Source organism: Methylobacterium sp. PvP105 (assembly GCF_017876975.1).
In the GTDB taxonomy this organism is placed as follows: domain Bacteria; phylum Pseudomonadota; class Alphaproteobacteria; order Rhizobiales; family Beijerinckiaceae; genus Methylobacterium; species Methylobacterium radiotolerans.
The window spans coordinates 4,344,664-4,358,441 of sequence record NZ_JAGIPA010000001.1; the positions used below are offsets into that span (position 1 = coordinate 4,344,664).

Consider the following 13,778-nt stretch of genomic DNA (forward strand, 5'->3'; position numbering starts at 1 on the left):
GGCCGCGTGAGACCAGGACGCCAGGAGCCCGCGATGGACCCGACACAAGCCCCGATCGAGGCGGCCCACGACTTCTCGTTCCTCGGCCTGTTCCTGCAGGCCGACCCGATCGTGAAGGGCGTGATGATCCTGCTGGTGATCGCCTCGATCGCCTGCTGGACGGTGGTGTTCGAGAAGGTGATCCGGCTCGCCGCCGCGCGGCGCCAGGCCAAGGCCTTCGCGAACTTGGTCCGCTCCGGCGGCAGCCTCGACGGCGAGCATCGCGGCATCGCCGGCCACGTGGTGAAGGCGGCGATCGACGCGTGGCGCGATCAGGATTCCTCCGAGACCCGGGCCGAGCGCCGCGACCGCATCGAGCGGGCGATGAAGGGCGCCCTCACCATCGAGGTGAAGCGCCTGCGCACCGGCCTGTCGCTGCTGGCGACCTCGGGCTCCACGGCCCCGTTCGTCGGGCTGTTCGGCACCGTCTGGGGCATCATGAACTCGTTCTCGTCCATCGCCCGCAGCCAGGACACCTCGCTCGCCGTGGTGGCGCCGGGCATCGCGGAAGCCCTGTTCGCGACCGCGATCGGTCTCGTCGTCGCGATCCCGGCGGTGATGGCCTACAACAAGCTCGCGAGCGACGTGAGCGGCATCCAGAGCACCTTCTCGTCCTACATCTCGGTCCTGGGCAACCGCCTCGCGCGCGACCGCGCCGGCGCCCACCGCGCGGCCGCCGAGTAGAGCGACCGGCGCCCGCCCCCAGAGAGCCGAACGTAAAGGTACCGGAGACGCCCCATGGCGATGGGATCCATTCGCGCGAACGACGACGACGACCTCGACGACGTGCCGATGTCCGACATCAACGTCACCCCGATGGTCGACGTGATGCTCGTGCTGCTGATCATCTTCATGGTCGCCGCGCCGCTGATGACCACCGGCGTTCCGGTCCAGCTGCCGAAGACCGCGGCCCCCAAGGTCGCGCAGTCGAAGAAGCCCGCCGAGGTGACGGTCGACAAGGACGGCAACCCGTCCATCGCCAAGGAGGTGTTCACGATGGAGAGCATCGTGCCGCGCCTGCGCGAGATGGCCGCCGCCGACAAGGACCAGGTCATCCTCGTGCGCGGCGACCGCGACGTGCCCTACGGCAAGGTCATGGAGGTCATGGGCCTCGTCGGGCAGGCCGGCTTCACCAAGGTGTCGCTGATCGCGCAGTCGCCCGGCGGCGCCGCTCCGGCCTCGCCCGCCGCCGCCCCCGCAGGGACCGCGCGCTGACCCGATGAGCACCTACACGTCGACGGATATGCCGGCCGGTCTCGGCGAGCGCCGCCCGTCCGGGCTGCTCGCCGCCTTCCTGGTTGCCCTGGGCCTGCACGCCTGCGTGCTCGCCGCGGTGATGTTCCTGCGGCTCTCCCCGCCCGCACCGCCCGGCGAGCAGCAGATCACCGTCGACCTCGCGCCGCTCATGACCGACGCGGCCACCGAGGCGCCGGCGGAGCAGCAGATGAGCCAGGAGGCCCCTCCGGAGACGAAGCCGGTGGACGCGCCGCCGGACGAGGCCGTCCAGCCGCCGCCGACCGAGATGACCGAGGTGAAGCCGGAGGACACCCAGGCGGTCGAGATGCCGCAGGAGGCTCAGCCCGTCGAGGCGCAGAGCCAGGTCATCACCTCCGCGTCCGAGGCCGCCGAGCCGCTGGCACCGCCGCCCACGGAGGTCGCGAAGTCCGTGGAGCCGCCGAAGCCGACGCCCGATCCGGCCAAGCTGAAGGCGGAACGGGAAGCCAAGCTGCGCAAGATCCGGGAGGAGAAGCTCCGCGAGCAGAAGCGCGAGGAGGCCCGGCAGGAGCGCCTGGAGGAGATCCGCGAGGCGAAGGCCAAGGCCGCGCGCGAGGCCAAGGCCCGCGAGGCCAAGGCCCGGGCGGGCGCCGAGCGGAGTTCGGCGTCGGCCTCGCGCGAGAACGCGGCCGGCCGGGCCGCCGCGGGCAACGATCCGAGCGCCATGCGGCAGTGGCAGGGCGCGATCAGCGCGACGATCCACAGCCGGATGAACGTGAACGCGGCCGTCGGCTCCGGCGGCGGGACCGCGGTGGTGCGGTTCACCGTGATGCGCTCGGGTCAGGTGACGGGAGCGGGCGTGGCCCGCTCCAGCGGGATCGGCCAGATCGACAGCGCCGCCCTCGCGGCGGTGCGCGGCTCCATGCCGGCCGCACCCGCGGGCGTGACGCAGTCGAGCCTCTCGATCTCCATTCCGCTCAACTTCCGCGTGCGTTGATCGGGCGACGATCGGGCCCGATTCCACTCGGCTGAACATGGGCGCGGTCCGGATCGTCCAGCGGACGCGTACGAATAGTGTGCGCCGTCCGTCCCGGCCGGCGATCCGGATTCGCCATCGGCCGCGCGGGCATGCTAAAGCCTTCGTCAACCTGCCCTCCCCGCGCGCCTGACGGCGATGCGGGAGGGCGCCGATCCGGCCTTGCCCTCCGCCCCTCGAACAGGCCGGACCCGCTCAGACCCCGTCCCGCGCAGGCTGCGCCGGGTCGGATCCGTCGAGCCGGGGTGAAAGGGACAGGATGAGCGACGACACTGAGTACGACCTCGACGAGGTGAATGCCACCCGCGACGCGGAGGCGGAAGCCAAGACCCGCGCCGAGAACCGCGCCGAGCGCGCGGAACGGGCGGAGCGCATGGCTCGTGAGGGCGCCCAGGCGATGGCGGAGCACCACGCGGCCATCAAGGCGATGGACGAGCGGACCGTGCGGCTGCGCTCGCTCCGGCTCGCCAAGGAGGCCGCGGACGCGCAGGCCAAGGCGGCCGAGAAGGAAGCCAAGGCGGCCGCCAAGGGCAGCGCGAAGAAGGCCGCGCCGAAGAAGACGACCGCGAAGGGCTAGAGGTCGATGGCCGAAGACCGCAATCGCCGCCGCTTCAGCGACCCGCGCGCGGCAGCCGAGGCGGCGTTCCGGGCCGCCACCAGTCCGAAGCCCGCCGCCCCGCCGCCGCAGGCGGCGCCGCGGCCGGCTGCGATCCCGGGCTCGCGGGAAGTGGTGAGCCTGCGCCTCGACAGCGCCGTGCTCGCCCATTTCCAGAAGGACGGGCCGGGCTGGCAGGACCGCATCAACGAGGCGCTCAAGGCCCTCGTCCCGGCGGCCGAGGCCTGAAGGCCGTCGGGCCAGGAAGCCCTCGATCCCGGAACAGGCGCTCAGACCGGCTTCGGCCGCTCGCGAAGGATCCGGTTCACCGCCCGGTCGAGGGCTGACAGGAAGGCCGACCGATCGGCGCGCGAGAAGGGCTTCGGCCCGCCCGTGATGGTGCCGGCTTCGCGCAACGATTGCATCAAGTCGCGGGTGGCGAGGGCGAGACCGATCCCGGCCTCGCTGAACGGCTTGCCGGTGAACGCCAGGACCGTGGCCCCGGCCTTCACGCAGCGCGCGGCCAGCGGGACGTCGGCGGTGAGCACGATGCTCCCGGGCCCGGCCCGCGCGGCGATCCAGTCGTCGGCGGCATCGAGTTCCGGGCCGACGACCACCCGCTCGATCCAGGGCTCGCGCGGAAGGTTCAGCACGCTGTTGGCGACGACGTGGACGGTCAGGCCGTAGCGTTCGGCGACCCGGTAGGTCTCGTCCTTGACCGGGCAGGCGTCGGCGTCGAGGTAGATCGGCGGGCGCGGTGCGACACTCATGGGCGGGGTACCAGCTTCGAGGTGAAGCCTGCCAGGATGAGGAGCACGCCCAGGGCGAACTGCCCGTGCTCGATATCGCCGCCCACCGACAGCACGATGGCGCGGCCGAAGACGACGAGTCCGATCAGCGGCAGCCCGAAGCGCAGCGCCATCTTCACGGCGATCAGGGCGTTCGCCCGCGCGGTGCTCGACCCGGACATCAGCGGGCGACCGCGGCGCGCCGGGGCGGCAGGTCCGCCACCGGTGCGGTCTCGGCGGGCCCGCGCTCCAGCGTCGCGACGGACAGCGGCGCACCGCGGCCGCGGAGCGCGTGGGCGCCGAGGGACCGCGCCCGCACCCCGGCCGGCAGGCGCGGCAGGCGGTTGAGGAGATCCTGCGAGATCAGGATGCCGACGCCGAGGGGGCGGCACAGGGCCTCGATGCGCGAGGTCACGTTCACGGCGTCGCCGAAATACGCGATCTTGTGGCGGTCGACCCCGACTTCGGCCGTGACCACCGAGCCGCCGTGCAGGGCCGCCCGCAGCCGCGGCACCGTGCCGAACCGGGCTTGCCAGGCCGCGGCGTCCGCCTCGATCCGGTCGAGCACCTCGAACACGCAGGTCACGCAGCGCGCGTCCTTCAGGCCGCGGGCCATCGGCCACGTCACCATGGCGAGATCGCCGACGTAGTCGTCCACCGAGCCGCCGTTGCGCCGCACCGGCTCGGCGAGCGTCGCGAACACCGCGCTGAGATATTCCTGCGCGCGGAGGTCGCCGTGAGTCTCCGCGAAGGCCGTGGAGCCGACGACGTCGAGGAACAGGAAGACCCGCTCCTCCGCCACCGGCTTGTGGTAGCGGCCGATCATGAAGTTCACGAACACCTCGCCGCCGATCAGGTCGCGCATCCGGATGACGAAGACCAGCAGGCCCGACACCGCCAGGGCGTAGGCCAGGACCCGCGCCGTCATGCGGGTCGCGGTCGTGAGGTCGTCCGGTGTCAGGGCGAACGCCCAGACGACCAGGCCGCCCAGCGCGTTGCCCGCCATGATCATCAGCACGTAGGCGAGTTCCGCGGCCAGCACGTAGAGCCAGGCCGGCAGCCGGCGGATCCGCGCCTGCAGCCCGGCCAGGATCAGCCCGCGGTCGAAGGCCAGCACCGTGGCGCCCATGCAGAGGCCGTAGGTGAATCCGGCGAGCGGCGAGGCTCCGGCCGCGAAGATGATGTTGTAGAGCAACCCCGCGCCGGCCGCCGCCAGCAGGATCAGACCCCAGAATATCCGGTGGGCCGGCAGCATCGACGCATCTCCAGCAGGGCCAGCCGACGGACCGTGCGCGGGTCCGGGTGTCGCGTGGCCCTGCGCGGCGGCGCTGCGCGGGGCAGCGCAGGCTCGGCAAGCCCGCGCCGCCGGACTTCGGGTATGGGCCCAAAGTTTAGCGCCGCGGGAGGCCGCATGCCATTGCTCAACGCCCCAAGATGGCGCGAGTAAGGCGTGCCGGGTTGTTGCACGGCCGAGCCGTGATACGCCGGCGGCCCGGGACACGACCGGACCGCCGCCTGCAACCCCTGTGACAGCGAAGAGGGAGCGCTGCCATGTACGCCAGGAGCTTCGGCGCGACGCGCGTCTCTGTGCCGGTCATCGGCCAGGGCACGTGGCACATCGACAGTTCGGATCGCGCGGACGCGATCCGGGCACTGCGGGCCGGGATCGACGCCGGCATGACCCATATCGACACCGCGGAGATGTACGGCGACGCGGAGGCGATCGTCGCCGCCGCCGTCGCGGATTGCCGCGAGGAGGTGTTCCTCGTCTCGAAGGTGGTGCCGGGCAACGCGACGCGCCGGGGCGTCGCGCGGGCCTGCGAGGCGTCGCTCCGGCGTCTGCGGACGGACCGGCTGGACTGCTACCTGCTGCACTGGCCGGGCCAGCACCCGCTCGAGGAGACGATCGCCGGCTTCGAGGACCTGCGCCGGGCGGGCAAGATCCTGTCCTGGGGCGTCAGCAACTTCGACGTCGAGGATCTCGACCGCGCCCTCGCCATCGCGGGGCCGGACCGGATCGCGTGCAATCAGGTCCTCTACCACCTGAACGAGCGGGCCATCGAGCACGCCGTGCATCCCTGGTGCGAGAAGCACGGCGTCGCGATGGTGGGCTACTCGCCCTTCGGCAGCGGCGATTTCCCCGATCCGGCCAGCGCCGGCGGCCGCGTGCTGGCGGGCATCGCGCAGAACCACGGCACGACGCCCTACGCGGTGGCCCTCGCCTACCTGACCCGGCTGCCGGGCACGTTCACGATCCCCAAGACCGGTCGCCCGGACCGGGCCGTTGCGAATGCCGGCGCGGCGGACCTGCACCTCGGCGCGGCCGAGATCGCCCTGATCGACGCGCATTTCCCACGGGGTCCGCGCCCCCGGATGCTGCCGATGCTCTGAGAGCGGGCCGGCTCAGGCCCGCAGCGCCAGGGTCACGGGATCGGCCGGCGCGGCGGCCCGGACGCGGTTGCGGCCGGCCTTCTTGGCCGCGTAGAGGGCCGCGTCCGCCGCCGGGAACAGGCCCTCGGGCGGATCGCCGCCGCCGGGATCTGCGCTGGCGACGCCGATGCTCACCGTGGCGCTGCCCCCGACCTCCGGGGCGTGGGGGATGCGGAGGTTCACCACGGCGCGGCGGATGCGCTCCGCCGCGACGCTGGCGGCCGTCGCGTCGAGGCCCGGCAGCAGGGCGACGAACTCCTCGCCGCCGATCCGGAAGCTGAGCCCGGCGGTATCGAGGGTCCGCTGCAGGCAGTCCGCCACCGCCCTCAGCACCTCGTCGCCGCGCTGGTGGCCGAAGCGGTCGTTGAACTGCTTGAAGTGGTCGGCATCGACGATCATCAGCGCCAGGGGTGTCCGGAGCTGGACGGCCCGCTTCCACTCCACGGCGAAGTGCTCGTCGTAGCTGCGCCGGTTCGGCAGGCCGGTCAGGCCGTCGGTCCGCGCGAGCACGGCGAGCGCGGCGTTCGCCTCGCGGGTGGAGGCCTCGGCGGCCACATGGCGCCCCACCTCCCGGTGCAGCAGGACCGTCAGGCCGAAGGACAGGCCGCAGAGGCACAGGATCAGGACGCCGACGATCGCGGCCTTGTAGATCCAGACGCCGCGGATGCTGTCGACATCCGTCGCCACGGTCACGATCAGCCGCAGGTCGCCGAGGTCGGCGAAGCTGTAGACCCGCTCGACGCCGTCCAGGAACGAGCGCCCCTGGAACTCGCCGCGCGGCGTGGCCCGGTACATCTTGTAGCCCGTGCTCGCGCTGATGCTCAGGCCGAGCGCCTGCGGGAGGGCCGGCGCCCGGATCAGGAGCGTTCCGTCCCGGTGGAAGACGTTCAGGGCGATGCCGTCGTCGAAGTGCAGACGCTCGAACAAGGCCTGGAAATGCGCGAGCTTGATCGATCCCGAGACGATCCCGGCGAACGAACCGTCCGGCGTCCGGATCCGGCGGGTCATGCGGATGATCGGCTCCCCGGTCAGCCGCGACACGGTCGGGCCGGACAGGATCAGGCCGCCATCGGGGTTCGACCGGTGGAACTCGAATTCCGGCAGCGCGCGCAGGTTGGGCCGGGCGTGAACGGACGGATCACTGGTCAGACGGACATCGCCGGCCGCGTCCGTGACGGCGATCGGACCGAGCCCGGACCCCGCCACCGCCGTGTCGAACAGCGCCAAGCGCCGGATCTCCGGCTCCAGGGCCCCGATGTCGGTGCGGCTCGCGAGGCGCGCGGAGTTCTGCAGGGAGAGATCGTAGACCCGCAGGCTGTGGCCGACGCCCTCCTCGATGACCGCCAGCAGGTTCGACGCGTTGCGGCGCGCGTTGTGCCAGGCGACGTCGCGCAGATCGAGGCAGAGATAGACGCCGAGCAGGGCCAGGCAGACCAGCAGGCACGTGCCGCCCACCGCGATCAGGCGCGAGGCGCGATCGTCGAGATGGGCTCGGATCGCTGTGGCGGTCGCGCGCAGGAGCATGGACTCGTTCGGGCTGCCGCCGGCCGCGCCATTGCGGTTCACGGACTTACTGTTGACCCGATCTTACGTCCGCGAAGATTGAAAAAGCGGTTATTAGCAGCATTAAGAAGCGCCAAATCGCTGCCTATACAAATAGAGGCCCGTACCCCTGTCAGTGCCGGCGCGGCGCGCGCGCCGCGGTTCGGAACTCCGCCGTCGTCGGGTCGATACAGGACGGCGCGCGTCGCGGGCGGCCACCCGCCCGCGACGCGCGCCCTTGCGCGATCCTGGCCAGGCGCGGCGCGTCAGTCCCCGATGCCGAACAGCTTCTCGATGAAGTTGCGGTCATCCTTCTGGGCGCGCCGTGCCGGCGCGGCCTGGCGCGGCGCCGGCGCCTCCGGCTCGCCGAGGATCTGACCGAGGAGCCCGCCCGGGCCGGCCGGGGCGGCGCTCGCCACCGAGGCGGTCGTCTCCGGCTGCCGGCGCCAGCGATTCAGGCCCGGGAGCGGGACCGGCGTCTGCCCCTTCAGCGCCTGGGTCATGTAGGTCTTCCAGATCTCCGCCGGCAGGTTGCCGCCGGTGACCTTCTTGGTGAGCTCGCCGTCGTCGTTGCCGAGCCAGACCCCGGTCACGAGGCTGCCCGAGAAGCCCATGAACCACGCGTCGCGGTAATCCTGCGTGGTGCCGCTCTTCCCCGCGAGGTCCCAGCCGGGGATGTCGGCCTTCTTGCCGGTGCCGCTCACGAAGGTCTCGTGCATCATGGCGTTCATCATGCCGTCGGCGTTGGCGTCGATGACCCGGCCCAGACCGTTGTCGGAGCGCTTGTAGAGCACCTTCCCGTCCTGGCTCTTCACGGCGGTGACGACGTACGGGATCACGCCGATGCCGCCGTTGGCGAAGGCCCCGTAGGCGCCGACCATCTCCAGGAGCGTGACCTCGGACGTACCGAGGGCGATGGACCCGTTGGCCTGGAGCGGCGAGGTGATGCCGAGGCGCTGGGCGGTCTGGACCACGGTCTTCGGCCCGACCTCCTGGCCGAGGCGCACCGCGACCGTGTTGAGCGACTGGGCGAGCGCCGTCCGCAGCGTGACGGGGCCCTCGTAGCGGTGGGAGTAGTTCTCCGGCGCCCAGTTGCCGATCCGGATCGGCGCGTCCTCCCGGACCGTGTCGGGCGTGGCGCCGTGCTCCACGGCCGCGAGGTAGACGAACGGCTTGAACGAGGAGCCGGGCTGACGCTTGGCGGTCGTGGCCCGGTTGAACTGGCTCTGCGCGTAGTCGCGGCCGCCGATCAGGGCGCGGATGGCGCCGTCGGGCCGCATCGAGACCAGGGCGCCCTGGCTGACGTTGTAGCGCGTCCCCTTCGCGTTGAGCTCGTCGGTCAGCGCCTTCTCGGCCGCCGCCTGGAGGCTGGGATCGACGGTGGTCTGGACCGTGATGTCGGTGTCGAACTTGCCGACGTAATCGTCGAGCACGTCCATCACGAGGTCGGCGACGTAGTTGGCCGACCCGCCGCCGCGGGCGTTGGCGGGCTTCGCCGGCTGGGCGAGCGCCACCTTGACGTCCTGCGCCGACGCGAAGCCCAGCTCCTGCATGGCGGCGAGGACCTGGGCGGCGCGGGCCTGGGCGGCCGGCAGGTTGCGGTTCGGGGCGAGGCGCGAGGGCGCCTGCACGAGCCCGCCGAGCATCGCGGCCTGCGCGAGGCTCACCTCCTTGGCGGGCTTGCCGAAATAGCGCTGCGCCGCCGCCTCGACGCCGTAGGCGCCGGCGCCGAAATAGACGCGGTTCAGGTAGAGTTCGAGGATCTCGTCCTTGGTGTACTTGTGCTCGAGCCAGAGCGCGAGGATCGCCTCCTGGATCTTGCGCGAGGCCGAGCGCTCCGGGGTCAGGAACAGGTTCTTGGCGAGCTGCTGGGTCAGGGTCGAGCCGCCCTGCGCCACGCCGCGACGGGTCAGGTTCTGGCCGATGGCCCGGACGATGCCGACGGGATCCACGCCGAAATGCTGGTAGAAGCGCCGATCCTCGATCGCCACGAAGGCGCGCGGCAGGTAGGGCGGCAGCTCCTTGATCGACACCACACGGCCGCCGGTCTCGCCGCGATTGGCGAGCAGCGAGCCGTCGCTCGCCAGGATGGCGATGTTGGGCGGCCGCTTCGGCACCGCGAGCTGGTCGATCGGCGGCAGTTGCGACGCGTGGTAGGCGATGAGCCCGGCGAGCCCGATCACCCCCCAGAGGCCGAGGACGACGGTGCCGTAGACGATGCGGCCGAGCCAGGAACGCCGACGTCGTCCGCGACCCGAGGCCTTCGCCCGCCCCGTGGTCCGCGCCGGCGCCTTGTTCGGCTGCCGCGCTCCGCCGCCCGATCGCTTCGCCACGCCGTCTCCTGCTCCCGGCCGGTCTTCCCGAGTCAGGCGCAGGTCGAGTTCGCCGCGATCCCGCGCGCGCCCCTCGGGCACGTCGAAGTTCGGCTCAATCCTGCCCCGACCCTTGGCCATGCATCCCGTCTTCGAATGTTCCGCGACGACGCGCGTCTGTCCGGCGCACCGCAGGACGGTCTCCGCACGCCAAATGCGGCGGTTTCGCGCCCCGTCCGGAAACGACACGGAGGCCGGCGCCGCCGGCCGTCCTTGTCGAAACCGTTAGTGACCGCTTCGCGGTACGGTGCGGAAAAAGGCTGGCCATTCCGTTAAGGACCGCGCCGGACCGGCCGGATCGAAGCCGGACGCCGCGCCGCGCCGCGGCGCGCAGCTAGTGCGCGGCGCCCTGAAGCTCGCCCGTGCTCGCCAGGATCGTCTCCTGCAGCGCGGTCGCCGCCGCGTGCTGGCGCCCCGGGCCCAATACGACGAACTCGACCGCGCCGAGCGGAGGCAGGCCGACCGCCTCGGGGATCGCCGCGAGACCTGGCGGCATGACCTTGGCCGAGTGCGGCGCGATGCCCAGGCCGGCCTCGACGGCGGCCCGCAAGCCCATCAGGCTGCCGCTCGTGCATACCACCCGCCAGGACCGGCCCACCTCTCGAGGGCGTCGAGCGCCAGCGTGCGGGTCATCGAGGGCGGCGGGTAGAGCACAAGGGGCAAGGGCTTGGCCGGATCCGGGACGAAGCCGGGCCGGCCCGTCCAGATCAGGTCCTCGGTCCAGGCCAAGGTTCCGCGCGGATCGCCGCGCCGGCGCTTGCAGAAGATCACGTCGAGCTCGCCCGCGTCGTAGCCCTGGTAGAGGGTGCGGCTCAGCCCGACCGTGATCTGGAGATCGACCGCGTCGTGCCGACCGGCGAAGCGGGCCAGCACCTGCGCCAGGGTCGACAGGGTGTAGTCCTCGGAGACGCCGAGACGGATGCGGCCGCGCAGGCCGCCCGGCGAGAAGAAGGCGCGCAGCCGGTCCTGCGCGTCCACCACCTCGCGGGCGAAGCCGATCATGGCCTGGCCGTCCGGCGTCGGAGCGACCCGGTGCGTGTCCCGCGTCAGGAGCGGCCGACCGAGAGCCTGCTCCAGCCGCGTGATGTGCCCGCTCACGGTGGATTGCCGGAGGCCGAGCGCCTGGGCCGCGGCCGTGAAGCTGCTGCTCTCGACGACCGCCAGGAACGAGCGCAGCAGCTCGATGTTCAGGTTGCCTATCATGGTTCACGATAACCGATATCGGTAACGCCGCGGGCTCGCGCGGCGTTAGGGTTCGAGATGGACCCGTCCCCGGGCCGCGCCGCGGAGCCTCGTTCGATGTCCGCACCCGTGATCGTGACCACACTCTTCGTCGGCGGCCTCGTGGCGATTCCGACACTCGGACGGTGGGCCGTACAGGTCACGGAGGTGCTCGCCTCCCTGCTGGCGACCGCCACCGTGCTGGTCGTGATCCTGTACCTCTGCGACCGCTGGCCGGACTACTTCGCCAACCCGCGGATGCCGGTCGGCACGATGGCGGCACCCTTCGCCGACTGAGACGATGACCCGTCCCGCGCGGTCGCAGAATCCGGGGAGCGGACCCACGGCGGGCGCCGCCCTGGCGTTCGTCGCAGGCTTCGTCGACGCGGCCGCCTTCATCGCCCTGACCGGCCTGTTCACCGCCCACGTCACCGGTAACTTCGTCCTGATCGGCGCCGAGCTCGTCGCGAGCTCGAGCGGCGTGGTGGCCAAGCTCCTGGCGCTGCCCGTCTTCGTCGGGGCGGTGGCGGGAGCCCGGGTTCTGGCCCTGGTGCTGGAGCGGCGGGGAGTCGATCCCCTGCCCTGGCTCCTCGCCGTCGAGGTGGCCCTGCTCGCGGGGTTCGGCCTGTGCGGCACCGTTTGGTCACCCCTCGGCGCGGCGGACGGCGCCGCCTCCATCACCGTCGGCATGCTCGCGGTCGCGGCCATGGGCCTGCAGAACGCCGTCGGACGCCTGTCCCTCGGCCATCTCGCGCCCACGACGGTCATGACCGTCAGCGTCAGCCAGGCCGTCATCGACGCGACGGACCTCGCCCTGGGCAGCGGCGAACAGCGCGAGCAGACCCGGAAGCGGTTCCTGCGCGTGCTCCCGGCGATCGCGGCCTTCGCCGCGGGCGCGCTCTGCGGAGCCTACGGGATCGCGCATCTCGCCTTCGGCAGCATCGTCCTGCCACTCGGCGTTCTCGTAGTCCTGATCGTCGCGTCCGCGGCGCCCGCCGACGCGGGCGCCGTCCCGTGAGGAGCCGCCCCGCGCGGCGGTCAGGCGGCGACCGGCGTCACGGCTCGGCCGAGGGCTCGGCGGCCGGCTTGCCGAGCACCCGGCGGGCCTCGGCGAGCAACACGGGGTGGCGGGCAGCCTGCGGACCGGCATCCGGCGTCTCGCGGCCGAGCCGCGCGATGCGCGCCCGGAACAGGCGCCGGCGCAGGCCGAACCGTCGGACGCTCATCAGCAGCGCCTGAAGCACGAGGCGGACGGCCTCCGTCCGCTCGCGCTCCTCCACGATCGCCGCCGCGAGAGCGGCCTCGCGGCTGAGCGCGGCCTGGAGCTCGTCCCGGACGGCGGCGCGGGCCGCCTCGTCCCTGCGCGCCGCGTCGAGCTGGATCCGGCATTCCTGCAACGCGCTGAGCAGCAGAAGCTCCTGCGCGGACGCATCCCTCATCAAGGCCTCCCGGGGCGCCCTCTCCCGTCCGAGACGGGGCGTTCCGCCCGATCACCGACGCGCCGGCCGCGGACCGGCCCGCGCGCGTCCTCGTGCGACGCCATAGCGAGCGCGGCCGCTGGCCGGAAGCCGCCGACCGGATTATTCGGCACGCGGACCGCGAACCACGGGGGGAATCGGGGACGTGCAGATTCGGATCGCTCTGGCCTTCGGGGCCATCACCCTGGGAGGCGGCGCGCTCGCGCCCGCCCCGGCCCAGGCCTATCAGCTCGACACGGTGAACCTGGTCGGTTGTGCGCAGGAGGGCGGCGTCTGCCGGATGCCCTACCCCACCAATGTCTATTACGGCGTGCCCGGCCGGACGAACGGCCGGCCCTTCCCGCAGGGCGGCGTCGTGCCTTGCAACACCCAGACCTTCGGCGATCCGGCACCGGGCCAGGCGAAGAGCTGCTGGTACGCCCCGCGCATCAACGCGGGCGGCGGTGGCGGCTACGGCGGCGGCGGAGGCTACGGCGGCGGGGGCTACGGCGGCGGGGGCTACGGCGGCGGGGGCTACGGCGGCGGGGGCTACGGCGGCGGGGGCTACGGCGGCGGCTACCGCAACGACGGGTACGATGACCGACGCGACGCCTACCGCGACCGCCGCGACTACGACCGCCCGCCGGTGCGCCGCCCCTACGACGACGATTACGGTCCGGGCCCGCGCCGCTACCGCGGCGATCCGGACGAGTATTGATCTCGGTCGAGCAGGGCAGACGCGGGAACGTATTTGCCCTGTTAACCGCCATCCGGCATCGTCCGACTCCGCGGAGCCCTATCCGCGGAGCCGCGGGACCGGACGGAGGAGCTGATGACGGAGAATCGCCGCGGCGCTTTCCGGAAGAACGCTTTCACCTTCGGCGCGGTGCTGCTCGACGGCGGCGAGGTGAGCTGCCTGGTCTGGGACGCCACGAACGTGGGTGCGCAGATCGAGGTCGAGGACGATCAGGCCGTGCCGGACCGCTTCCCACTGCGGGTCAGCGCCGGCGCCGAACCGCGCCCGGCCACCGTGGCGTGGCGACGCAGCCGGCGGATCGGCATCGCCTTCGACGGCTGAGCCCC

The 13,778-nt window shown here is 72.4% G+C and carries 16 protein-coding genes and 1 pseudogene; 10 read left to right on the plus strand and 7 right to left on the minus strand.

The features are described 5' to 3' along the window. Positions 1-33: 33 nt before the first annotated feature. The 5 genes from J3A75_RS21315 (at position 34) to J3A75_RS21335 (ending at position 3,134) form a co-directional block, all read left to right on the plus strand. Positions 34-723 (plus strand): MotA/TolQ/ExbB proton channel family protein, encoded by a 690-nt coding sequence (locus J3A75_RS21315; RefSeq protein ID WP_012320111.1) that lies wholly within the window; start codon positions 34-36, stop codon positions 721-723. A gap of 54 nt (positions 724-777) precedes the next feature. Beyond that, a complete protein-coding gene (locus tag J3A75_RS21320) occupies positions 778-1,254 on the plus strand; it encodes an ExbD/TolR family protein (RefSeq protein ID WP_012320112.1) in 477 nt (158 codons plus the stop codon). Positions 1,255-1,258: 4 nt separating this feature from the next. Next, positions 1,259-2,251 (plus strand): energy transducer TonB, encoded by a 993-nt coding sequence (locus J3A75_RS21325; protein ID WP_209650721.1) that lies wholly within the window; start codon positions 1,259-1,261, stop codon positions 2,249-2,251. Positions 2,252-2,549: 298 nt separating this feature from the next. Further along, positions 2,550-2,867, plus strand: a complete 318-nt coding sequence (locus tag J3A75_RS21330) for a hypothetical protein (protein ID WP_012320114.1) — start codon at positions 2,550-2,552, stop codon at positions 2,865-2,867. A gap of 6 nt (positions 2,868-2,873) precedes the next feature. Then, a complete protein-coding gene (locus J3A75_RS21335; protein ID WP_012320115.1) occupies positions 2,874-3,134 on the plus strand; it encodes a BrnA antitoxin family protein in 261 nt (86 codons plus the stop codon). Between the two features lie 41 nt (positions 3,135-3,175). Here the strand turns inward: J3A75_RS21335 and J3A75_RS21340 are convergent, their stop codons facing one another. Genes J3A75_RS21340 through J3A75_RS21350 form a run of 3 tightly spaced genes read right to left on the minus strand, consistent with a single transcriptional unit; the run spans position 3,176 to position 4,928 of the window. After that, positions 3,176-3,655 carry a YaiI/YqxD family protein gene (locus tag J3A75_RS21340; RefSeq protein WP_012320116.1) on the minus strand — a complete coding sequence of 160 codons (480 nt, stop codon included), beginning with the start codon at positions 3,653-3,655 and terminating at the stop codon, positions 3,176-3,178. Beyond that, positions 3,652-3,855, minus strand: coding sequence for a hypothetical protein (locus J3A75_RS21345; RefSeq protein WP_012320117.1), 204 nt, complete (start codon positions 3,853-3,855; stop codon positions 3,652-3,654). Before J3A75_RS21345 ends, J3A75_RS21340 begins: the two co-directional genes overlap by 4 nt. Further along, the gene (locus J3A75_RS21350) at positions 3,855-4,928 is read right to left on the minus strand and encodes an adenylate/guanylate cyclase domain-containing protein (RefSeq protein ID WP_024829488.1); all 1,074 of its coding nucleotides are present in this window, start codon (positions 4,926-4,928) and stop codon (positions 3,855-3,857) included. The genes J3A75_RS21345 and J3A75_RS21350 overlap by 1 nt, the downstream gene beginning before the upstream one ends. A gap of 296 nt (positions 4,929-5,224) precedes the next feature. Here J3A75_RS21350 and J3A75_RS21355 point away from each other — a divergent pair, with 296 nt between their 5' ends. Next, complete coding sequence (locus J3A75_RS21355; RefSeq protein WP_070999858.1) at positions 5,225-6,064, plus strand: aldo/keto reductase; 840 nt, start codon at positions 5,225-5,227, stop codon at positions 6,062-6,064. A gap of 12 nt (positions 6,065-6,076) precedes the next feature. On the opposite strand, the gene J3A75_RS21360 is transcribed toward J3A75_RS21355, so the two are convergent. From J3A75_RS21360 to J3A75_RS21370, 3 genes and pseudogenes are all read right to left on the minus strand, one after another. Beyond that, entirely contained in the window at positions 6,077-7,669 is a 1,593-nt protein-coding gene (locus J3A75_RS21360; RefSeq protein ID WP_312892701.1) for a sensor domain-containing diguanylate cyclase, read from the minus strand. Between the two features lie 242 nt (positions 7,670-7,911). Next, a complete protein-coding gene (locus J3A75_RS21365) occupies positions 7,912-10,098 on the minus strand; it encodes a transglycosylase domain-containing protein (protein WP_012320121.1) in 2,187 nt (728 codons plus the stop codon). 253 nt (positions 10,099-10,351) lie between these two features. Beyond that, positions 10,352-11,220: pseudogene (locus tag J3A75_RS21370) on the minus strand (LysR family transcriptional regulator). Positions 11,221-11,316: 96 nt separating this feature from the next. On the opposite strand from J3A75_RS21370, the gene J3A75_RS21375 reads away from it, so the two are divergent. Together J3A75_RS21375 and J3A75_RS21380 are read left to right on the plus strand one after the other, a co-directional pair. After that, complete coding sequence (locus J3A75_RS21375; protein ID WP_012320123.1) at positions 11,317-11,535, plus strand: hypothetical protein; 219 nt, start codon at positions 11,317-11,319, stop codon at positions 11,533-11,535. Positions 11,536-11,539: 4 nt separating this feature from the next. Continuing rightward, positions 11,540-12,256, plus strand: coding sequence for a YoaK family protein (locus J3A75_RS21380; RefSeq protein WP_070999859.1), 717 nt, complete (start codon positions 11,540-11,542; stop codon positions 12,254-12,256). 37 nt (positions 12,257-12,293) lie between these two features. Here J3A75_RS21380 and J3A75_RS21385 read toward each other — a convergent pair whose 3' ends face one another. Further along, a complete protein-coding gene (locus J3A75_RS21385; protein ID WP_012320125.1) occupies positions 12,294-12,677 on the minus strand; it encodes a hypothetical protein in 384 nt (127 codons plus the stop codon). A gap of 184 nt (positions 12,678-12,861) precedes the next feature. On the opposite strand from J3A75_RS21385, the gene J3A75_RS21390 reads away from it, so the two are divergent. Both J3A75_RS21390 and J3A75_RS21395 read left to right on the plus strand, forming a co-directional pair. After that, positions 12,862-13,413 (plus strand): hypothetical protein, encoded by a 552-nt coding sequence (locus J3A75_RS21390; protein ID WP_070999860.1) that lies wholly within the window; start codon positions 12,862-12,864, stop codon positions 13,411-13,413. 114 nt (positions 13,414-13,527) lie between these two features. After that, on the plus strand, positions 13,528-13,773 hold the full coding sequence (locus tag J3A75_RS21395) for a pilus assembly protein PilZ (RefSeq protein WP_070999861.1): 246 nt from the start codon (positions 13,528-13,530) through the stop codon (positions 13,771-13,773). The last annotated feature ends 5 nt before the right edge of the window (positions 13,774-13,778 follow it).

What these genes read in the sequence shown, in the direction of transcription:
- J3A75_RS21315 (WP_012320111.1), top strand. Translation starts at nt 34, where the DNA reads ATGGACCCGACACAAGCCCCGATCGAGGCGGCCCACGACTTCTCGTTC.
- J3A75_RS21320 (WP_012320112.1), top strand. Translation starts at nt 778, where the DNA reads ATGGCGATGGGATCCATTCGCGCGAACGACGACGACGACCTCGACGAC.
- J3A75_RS21325 (WP_209650721.1), top strand. Translation starts at nt 1,259, where the DNA reads ATGAGCACCTACACGTCGACGGATATGCCGGCCGGTCTCGGCGAGCGC.
- J3A75_RS21330 (WP_012320114.1), top strand. Translation starts at nt 2,550, where the DNA reads ATGAGCGACGACACTGAGTACGACCTCGACGAGGTGAATGCCACCCGC.
- J3A75_RS21335 (WP_012320115.1), top strand. Translation starts at nt 2,874, where the DNA reads ATGGCCGAAGACCGCAATCGCCGCCGCTTCAGCGACCCGCGCGCGGCA.
- J3A75_RS21340 (WP_012320116.1), bottom strand. Translation starts at nt 3,655, where the DNA reads ATGAGTGTCGCACCGCGCCCGCCGATCTACCTCGACGCCGACGCCTGC.
- J3A75_RS21345 (WP_012320117.1), bottom strand. Translation starts at nt 3,855, where the DNA reads ATGTCCGGGTCGAGCACCGCGCGGGCGAACGCCCTGATCGCCGTGAAG.
- J3A75_RS21350 (WP_024829488.1), bottom strand. Translation starts at nt 4,928, where the DNA reads ATGCTGCCGGCCCACCGGATATTCTGGGGTCTGATCCTGCTGGCGGCG.
- J3A75_RS21355 (WP_070999858.1), top strand. Translation starts at nt 5,225, where the DNA reads ATGTACGCCAGGAGCTTCGGCGCGACGCGCGTCTCTGTGCCGGTCATC.
- J3A75_RS21365 (WP_012320121.1), bottom strand. Translation starts at nt 10,098, where the DNA reads ATGGCCAAGGGTCGGGGCAGGATTGAGCCGAACTTCGACGTGCCCGAG.
- J3A75_RS21375 (WP_012320123.1), top strand. Translation starts at nt 11,317, where the DNA reads ATGTCCGCACCCGTGATCGTGACCACACTCTTCGTCGGCGGCCTCGTG.
- J3A75_RS21380 (WP_070999859.1), top strand. Translation starts at nt 11,540, where the DNA reads ATGACCCGTCCCGCGCGGTCGCAGAATCCGGGGAGCGGACCCACGGCG.
- J3A75_RS21385 (WP_012320125.1), bottom strand. Translation starts at nt 12,677, where the DNA reads ATGAGGGATGCGTCCGCGCAGGAGCTTCTGCTGCTCAGCGCGTTGCAG.
- J3A75_RS21395 (WP_070999861.1), top strand. Translation starts at nt 13,528, where the DNA reads ATGACGGAGAATCGCCGCGGCGCTTTCCGGAAGAACGCTTTCACCTTC.